Source organism: Erythrobacter sp. SN021, assembly GCF_021864455.1.
The window spans coordinates 1-281 of the sequence record NZ_JAKKUW010000242.1; the positions used below are offsets into that span (position 1 = coordinate 1).

Annotated in this window: 1 protein-coding gene; it reads left to right on the plus strand. The window is 60.1% G+C overall.

What is annotated here, in order from left to right:
• Positions 1-78: 78 nt before the first annotated feature.
• A partial coding sequence (locus L5849_RS15750) for a hypothetical protein (RefSeq protein WP_236926307.1) occupies positions 79-281 on the plus strand: 203 nt, incomplete at its 3' end.

Here is a 281-nt window from a genome sequence, read left to right on the forward strand (position 1 = left end):
GGGCGCAAAGCAGTTGACTTGGCGGCTCCTGCTGGTCCATACACGAGGAGACGAGATCGATCGGAGAGGGACGGCACCATGCTGAAAGCGCGCGGATCGGACATTGTCGACGAACAGGGCCAGAGGATCATGCTCCGTGGGGTGGGCCTCGGCGGCTGGATGAACATGGAAAACTTCATCACCGGCTACCCCGCCAACGAGGAAAGCATGCGACCCGCCGTCCGTAAGGAGCTGGGAGAACAGAAGTACGACCTGTTCTTCGACCGCTTCCTCGAGTACTT